Source organism: Vibrio sp. 10N.261.55.A7, from assembly GCF_002877365.1.
GTDB lineage: Bacteria > Pseudomonadota > Gammaproteobacteria > Enterobacterales > Vibrionaceae > Vibrio.
Genome location: NZ_MCWZ01000105.1, coordinates 1 through 6,457, shown reverse-complemented (window position 1 = coordinate 6,457; position 6,457 = coordinate 1). Strand labels below are relative to the sequence as shown.

General features: G+C 44.1%; 6 protein-coding genes and 1 pseudogene. 4 read left to right on the top strand and 3 right to left on the bottom strand.

Annotation, left to right across the window (positions count from 1 at the left end):
- Positions 1–490 precede the first annotated feature (490 nt).
- Positions 491–1,045 (top strand): carboxymuconolactone decarboxylase family protein, encoded by a 555-nt coding sequence (locus BCU12_RS07770; protein ID WP_102403774.1) that lies wholly within the window; start codon positions 491–493, stop codon positions 1,043–1,045.
- Between the two features lie 109 nt (positions 1,046–1,154).
- Here the strand turns inward: BCU12_RS07770 and BCU12_RS07765 are convergent, their stop codons facing one another.
- Complete coding sequence (locus BCU12_RS07765) at positions 1,155–1,499, bottom strand: YajD family HNH nuclease (RefSeq protein ID WP_102403773.1); 345 nt, start codon at positions 1,497–1,499, stop codon at positions 1,155–1,157.
- Between the two features lie 277 nt (positions 1,500–1,776).
- Between BCU12_RS07765 and BCU12_RS07760 the strand changes: the two genes are divergently transcribed.
- Positions 1,777–1,971 (top strand): hypothetical protein, encoded by a 195-nt coding sequence (locus tag BCU12_RS07760; protein ID WP_102403772.1) that lies wholly within the window; start codon positions 1,777–1,779, stop codon positions 1,969–1,971.
- Positions 1,972–2,133: 162 nt separating this feature from the next.
- On the opposite strand, the gene BCU12_RS07755 is transcribed toward BCU12_RS07760, so the two are convergent.
- Together BCU12_RS07755 and BCU12_RS07750 are read right to left on the bottom strand one after the other, a co-directional pair.
- Positions 2,134–2,934 carry a family 16 glycosylhydrolase gene (locus tag BCU12_RS07755; protein ID WP_102403771.1) on the bottom strand — a complete coding sequence of 267 codons (801 nt, stop codon included), beginning with the start codon at positions 2,932–2,934 and terminating at the stop codon, positions 2,134–2,136.
- A 204-nt stretch (positions 2,935–3,138) separates the two neighbouring features.
- The gene (locus BCU12_RS07750) at positions 3,139–4,857 is read right to left on the bottom strand and encodes an electron transfer flavoprotein-ubiquinone oxidoreductase (RefSeq protein ID WP_102403770.1); all 1,719 of its coding nucleotides are present in this window, start codon (positions 4,855–4,857) and stop codon (positions 3,139–3,141) included.
- 125 nt (positions 4,858–4,982) lie between these two features.
- Between BCU12_RS07750 and BCU12_RS07745 the strand changes: the two genes are divergently transcribed.
- Together BCU12_RS07745 and BCU12_RS07740 are read left to right on the top strand one after the other, a co-directional pair.
- Positions 4,983–5,744 (top strand): electron transfer flavoprotein subunit beta/FixA family protein, encoded by a 762-nt coding sequence (locus BCU12_RS07745; RefSeq protein ID WP_102403769.1) that lies wholly within the window; start codon positions 4,983–4,985, stop codon positions 5,742–5,744.
- Positions 5,745–5,921: 177 nt separating this feature from the next.
- Positions 5,922–6,457: pseudogene (locus BCU12_RS07740) on the top strand (electron transfer flavoprotein subunit alpha/FixB family protein); the annotation flags it as partial.

Below are 6,457 nucleotides of genomic sequence, written 5' to 3'. Positions count from 1 at the left end.
TGTTAAAGCATTTACATATGTAAATCAGTGCATGGGGATTTGTCGACGACAACGCTCTTCACAAAGTGCGGAATTAGTCTGTATCACTTTCTAGATAGTTAAAACGACTTAATGCTGCATTTATCAACAGTAGGTTTTTGGAAGGGAGGAATTCGTAAAGCGCTATGAATGAGGACCAAGCTAAACTAGGCAGTGGAGTAGGGGAGTTACGCGTAGACCTCGTTAGAACATTTTAACGAACCGCGTTTCAATGATGAGTAAGCTCAAAGCACGCCTTCTTTTGGCTCCAGTACTATCTCTTGAAGGGCTACCTAGAAATTAAAGACTAATAAATTCAATGGCTAATCTAAGTTCATTATTTTAATTGAACGATCGTTACAATAATAACTTGAACGATCGTTCAATTGGTATTATTGTTTACCTGTACCGCAACGTGAGGTTGCGCTGAAACTTGCTAATCAATAGCGGATAGATAGGAAAGGACATCAAGATGAACGATTTTACAAAACATACTCTAGAGACTGCACCTGAAAAGGCAAAACCTGTTTTAGAAGGTGCAATCAAAAAAATGGGTAGAATCCCTGGGTTGTGGTCAGTGATGGCGGAATCTCCAGAAACGTTGCAAGCGTACAGTCAGCTTCATCAACACTTCATGGATACTTCGTTCGACGCCGAAGAGCTAACGGTTGTTTGGCAAACGATTAATGTCGAACACGAATGTCACTACTGCGTGCCTGCACATACGGGCATTGCGCACTCAATGAACGTATCGCCAGAGCTGATTGAAGCGTTACGGGATGAAAAACCATTGCCTACGGCGAAACTTCAAGCGCTAAAAGACTTCACATTAAGCATGGTGAGAAGCCGAGGCAACGTAACTGAAAGTGATTTGGATGCTTTCTACAGCGCGGGTTACGAGCAAAAACAAGTACTTGAAGTGATTCTTGGTTTATCTCAAAAAGTCATCAGCAACTATGTGAATCACATTGCTGGCACACCCGTTGATAAAGTGTTTGAGAAGTTTGCTTGGTCTAAAAAAGCGTAATGCGACAATAGCGTCGAATTTGACCATAAGAAGAGTAAAGCCTGCCGATGGAATATTTGGCAGGCTTTTTGGTTTCTTGAACTTAGGCTTCTTGGATTTAGGTTTTTACCTACTTTTTCATCATTTTAGCAAGGTCGGCAAATGGGTTGTGCGTCGCTGATTGATGGTCGTCAAGTTTAGCTTCTGACTCAACGCCATATCGGTCATGATCTGTGTACTTTGAATGCTCATGATCATGGCAATAGAGGCACAATAGCTCCCAGTTGCTTCCATCTTCAGGGTTGTTTGTGTGGTCATGATCTTTATGGTGAACAGTCAGTTCACGAAGATTAGAGTAAACGAATTCACGAGCGCAATTTCCGCATACCCAAGGGTACAGTTTTAGAGCTTTATCACGGTAATCGCTCTCTTTGCGTTTATAAGCCGCACTTGAGCCAGTGTAATCTGATGACATACTTCGTCCTGTTTCTTCAAATTGATCTCAATAGAACAAGTTTACCATAAGCTGTGCGCTTTCTTGAATCACAGACCCCACAGAAACGTCGTTTAATGGATGCCTGTAAAGATTATTGCCAACGAGCAGATAGGCAAGTACGCATACATGTAGCGTGCGGTAAAAATACGGTTAATCGACGAGCGAAACCTTAGATTTAATCGAATTATCTAGATCACACCTAAATACTGTTCTATTTTTAGTAGTGAATTATAAAAAAAGAAAAGGCTAGGTAAATATGACAATGGATAACTACGTGCTAACGGTCGTTATGTCGTCAGGGCAAACCAAGGATTTAGAGTTTATTGATTATCAAAATGCTCGCGAATCCATGTATCTGCATAAACGCTTCACCCCTGGTTGTGAAAGTGCTTACATTACGGGTCGGGAGGGGAATAAGTGTGATTCAACTCATCCTGCTCAACTAACGTAGAGCGATCCCGTTTGTTATTCAATGTGAACGTTCTAGTAAGAAAAGGCATTGAGAACGCGGTTTCTAAATAATGGCTTTAAATTGTGAATAGATAGGGTAGAGGTGAAATCTCTACCCTTTTTTGATCTTAGAGCGTAGTTGTTGTTTGTTGCTCTTTTTGCGTTACGGTTCAATCCCTGTGTTTTCGTTGGTCAAGGCGAGAATGAGCTGACCATCAATCACACCGACATTGTTTGGATTAAACGTGACCAAATTGCTTTCAAACCCCCAATCGCCTTTTCCCCAACGGTGCGAATCAAAGTCGTTAAAATCGTCACGCCATGCTAACTGGAATTCACCTTGACTGTATTCGTAATACTCAATCCAATCGACGACCTGGAACAGGGGTAACGCCTGATTATCAAACCTTCCGACCCAGTTTATCGCTTCAGATATCCAAATGTTCATACGGTAGCTCTGTGGGCTGTCTCGCATCTCACGCACTTGCTTTGAGTCCGATACCACTTCCTTATGAATGACCTCATGGTTTACCTGCCATTCAATCTTGTCAGGCGTCCAAATCAGTGTGAATTCGTTAAACTCTTCTAGGTTTGCAACAGTGTGCGCGTTTTCAGAATGGGTTCTATTCTCTGCTAAACCTGTTATGAGGTTAGTTTGCAGAAGGTCAGGTTCTTTTCCAATGGCTTCAATGTCTATCTCACGCCATGGGATGTCACCTTGCCAAGACTCATTGTCATAGGTAAAGAATGAAGAAACGACCCCAGGTTGAGAAACCATTTTCATGCGAATCACAAACTTGCCAAATAGTACTTTGTCTTGGCTATAAACTTCCGCTCCGTAAAGTGGCGTGGCAGTCGTATTTTTAGGGCCATGAACCAAATGTGAATCTTGATTTGGTGTGGAGGGCTCCGCCGAACATGCGGCGATAAAAATGGATACTGAAGCCAGAAGTAGTTTTCGCACGTTGTTGTCATCCCTTGAATATAAAGTTCAACCTATTACATTTCAGTACGTTAGATCTTTTTGTTGCTATTGGCTATTAGGAAGGCTAGGCAGTTTTGACAAACATGATCGAAACAATACAGGTATCAGAATCTATGAAACCATTCATCGTTCTGGGGCGATATGAGGCCATCAAATGTGATGTGCATTATGGGTGTTGGCGATTCACATATTTTGGTAGCTAGGACCTCCTCCACCTTCTGGCGTGTTCCAGGTAATGTTTTGTGATGGATCTTTAATGTCACAAGTCTTGCAATGCACGCAGTTGGTTGAATTGATTTGAAGTGTTGGCTTTTGCTCAACCGTAATGATCTCGTATACACCAGCAGGGCAATATCGTTGTGCGGGCTCATCGTACAAATCAAGATGCGTACCTGTCGATAGGTTCGGGTCTTGAAGCACCAAATGGCAGGGTTGATTTTCTTCGTGTTGAGCGCCAGATAGGTAAACAGAAGATGGCTTGTCAAAGCTGATAACCCCATCGGGTTTTGGGTAGTCGATAGGTGAATATTGATTTAAGGTGCCAAGCGCCTGATGATCCGTGACCTCATCGTTTATGTTCCAAGGCGTTTTTCTCTGGAAGAATTTTGGCCATATATTATGTTCTACGGTTGCGATGGCACCGCCTAGAAGATTGCCAAATTTGTGGATACCGGACGAGAAGTTTCTCCCCTGATCCAGTTCTTCGTATAGCCATGAGTCTTCGAATAACGATTGATAATCAGGCTCTGAACTCGGAGCGTCGGAAGCGAGTTGGTTGAATACGGCTTGGGCAGCAAGAAGGCCAGACTTCATGGCACAGTGGCACCCTTTAATCTTTGAGGCATTCAGGGTTCCTGCATCGCAGCCGAGTAAAATACCGCCAGCAAACTGCTGTTTTGGCAGAGAGTGAAGCCCACCTTTTGTAATGGCCCGTGCACCATAGGCGATACGCTCTGCACCCTGTAAAACCTTGCTATAAACAGGGTGGTGTTTGAGTCGTTGAAATTCTTCAAAAGGAGAGAGGTAAGGATTGTGATAGTTAAGATCAACAATCAACCCCACAGAGACCAAGTTATTGCCCATGTGATAAAGAAAGCCTCCGCCCGTACTGTCAGACTCATTAAGAGGCCAGCCCGCACTGTGAACGATGTTGCCACTATTTTGAGCCCCATCGCTAGGCATTTGCCACACCTCTTTTAGACCCAGTGCGTAATGCTGCGGTTGTTTGCCTTTGTCTAGGTTGAACTGAGAGATCAGTTGCTTTCCTAGGTGGCCTCTCGCGCCTTCTGCAAACAAGGTATATTCCGCTTTAAGCTCGATACCGGCTTCGAAATTTGGTTTTTGATTTCCGTTTTTATCAAAGCCAAGATCTGACGTATTGATACCCGTAACGGCACCTTCATCGTTGTAGTTTATGGTCGATGCTGCAAACCCTGGAAAGATCTCAACACCCAATTCCTCTGCTTGCTCAGCAAGCCACTGGCACAGCTTAGAAAGACTGATTACGTAATTATTAGGTTCTCCATCTTTAGTGCTGTTGTGCATAGGGGCAAGGGTGATCGCATGCGGAATATTGACGTGATTGTGTGGTGTGGTTAGGTAAACGAACGCCTCTTGAGCTGTTTTTACGTTGACCGGAGCGTTCATGCTTTGCCACTCTGGAAAAAGCTCGTCGAGTGCGGTTGTTTCAAAGAGCGCCCCAGAAAGTATGTGTGCGCCTACTTCGGCTCCTTTTTCCACGACACAAATTGAAAGTGGTGCGCGTGTTGGCGATTGCTCGCCAGATTCTTTTTTATTACCAGTAAACGATTGATTTAACTTCGCCAATTGGCAGGCGGCAGACAATCCAGCAGGCCCAGCCCCAACAATCACAACATCAAATTCCATGCATTCTCTGTTCATATTGTAAACCTGTCTCTACACAACGCGACTATCGTTAAATATAGTCCAGTTGACGTAAACGTAAACTCAACTAAGCTCAAAATTAAGGCTTACACGAAGCGTATTCGCTAGAAAAGGAAGGCATTGTGAAGGTATTAGTAGCGATCAAACGAGTAGTTGACCCTTACGTGAAGATAAGGGTAAAGCAAGATGGCTCGGGCGTTGAAACAGATAACGTGAAGATGACGATCAATCCGTTTTGCGAAATAGCAGTAGAAGAGGCCGTTAGGCTGAAAGAAGCCAACCTTGTGGACTCGGTAACCGTTGTATCAATAGGTGTTAAAGCGTGCCAGGAGCAATTAAGAACGGCTCTAGCGTTAGGTGCTGACGATGCCATCCATATCGATACAACCCAACGTTCGAACCCAACAATTGAACCCCTCATCGTTGCGAAAACGCTCCATTCAATCGCAATGAATCATGGGTATGACCTTGTCTTACTGGGCAAGCAATCTATCGACAGTGATAATAATCAAGTCGCACAAATGCTGGCTGCGTTAATGCAGTGCGCACAGGCGACATTTGCATCAGACATTGCGTTCGAGGGCGATAAAATACTCGTGACTCGTGAAATAGATGGCGGGCTAGAAACCTTAAAGCTATCGACCCCTGCCGTGATAAGTACAGACTTGAGGTTGAATGAACCTCGATACGCGTCTCTGCCGAATATTATGAAAGCGAAAAGAAAGCCGTTGGAAGTACAAACAATAGAGAGCCATGGTATCAACGTCGTTCAGCATCAGGAAATCATTGAGGTTATGAAGCCTCGCGAAAGGGAAGCTGGCGTAATGCTTGGAAGTGTTTCGGAGCTAGTGGCCAAGCTTAGAGATGACCACAATGTCATTTAGATAAAGAGTGCTGTAAACCGTTAAAGGTTTGCAGTAGACGATTAAGCCTTTCAACATTTAATCACTTAGGTTCTAGCATCTAGTCACTTAACATCTAGCTGCTTAGGTTTAGCCAATTTATATTTTCCCGTTGTTAAGCAAACAGCTGAAGGGAAGTCGTAACAAGAGGAGTTTCTAATGTCGGAATTCAATGTATCTTCGCTTGTGATCGCAGAGCACGATAATCAAACCCCCACAATGGATACCCTAAAGACCATTCAAGCCGCAACTACGCTTTCAAATCAATCAGAGAATCGCCCGATTACTGTGTTAGTCGCAGGCCTTCAGTGTGGTTCCGTTGCGGAGGCTATCAGTCGGGTAAGTGGTGTGTCTGAGGTTCTGTTGGTGGATGACTCTGAGTATGCACATAAGCTTGCGGAAAACCTCTCTAGTTTGGTGGCACAGATAGTAAGAGAAGATGATTCTAGTGATGACAATACGCGTTACTCTCATGTTTTTGCACCAGCGAATACGTTCGGGAAAGATGTCATGCCGAGAGTGGCTGCGCTGTTAGATGTGGGGCAATTATCGGATGTCATCGAAATTGAATCACTGGATACCGTCGTGCGTCCCATCTACGCGGGGAATGCGTTGGCGAGAGTAAAATCAAACGACAAAATTAAGGTAATAACGGTGCGTACTTCTTCATTTAGCGTTGCTGCAGAGGGAGACGG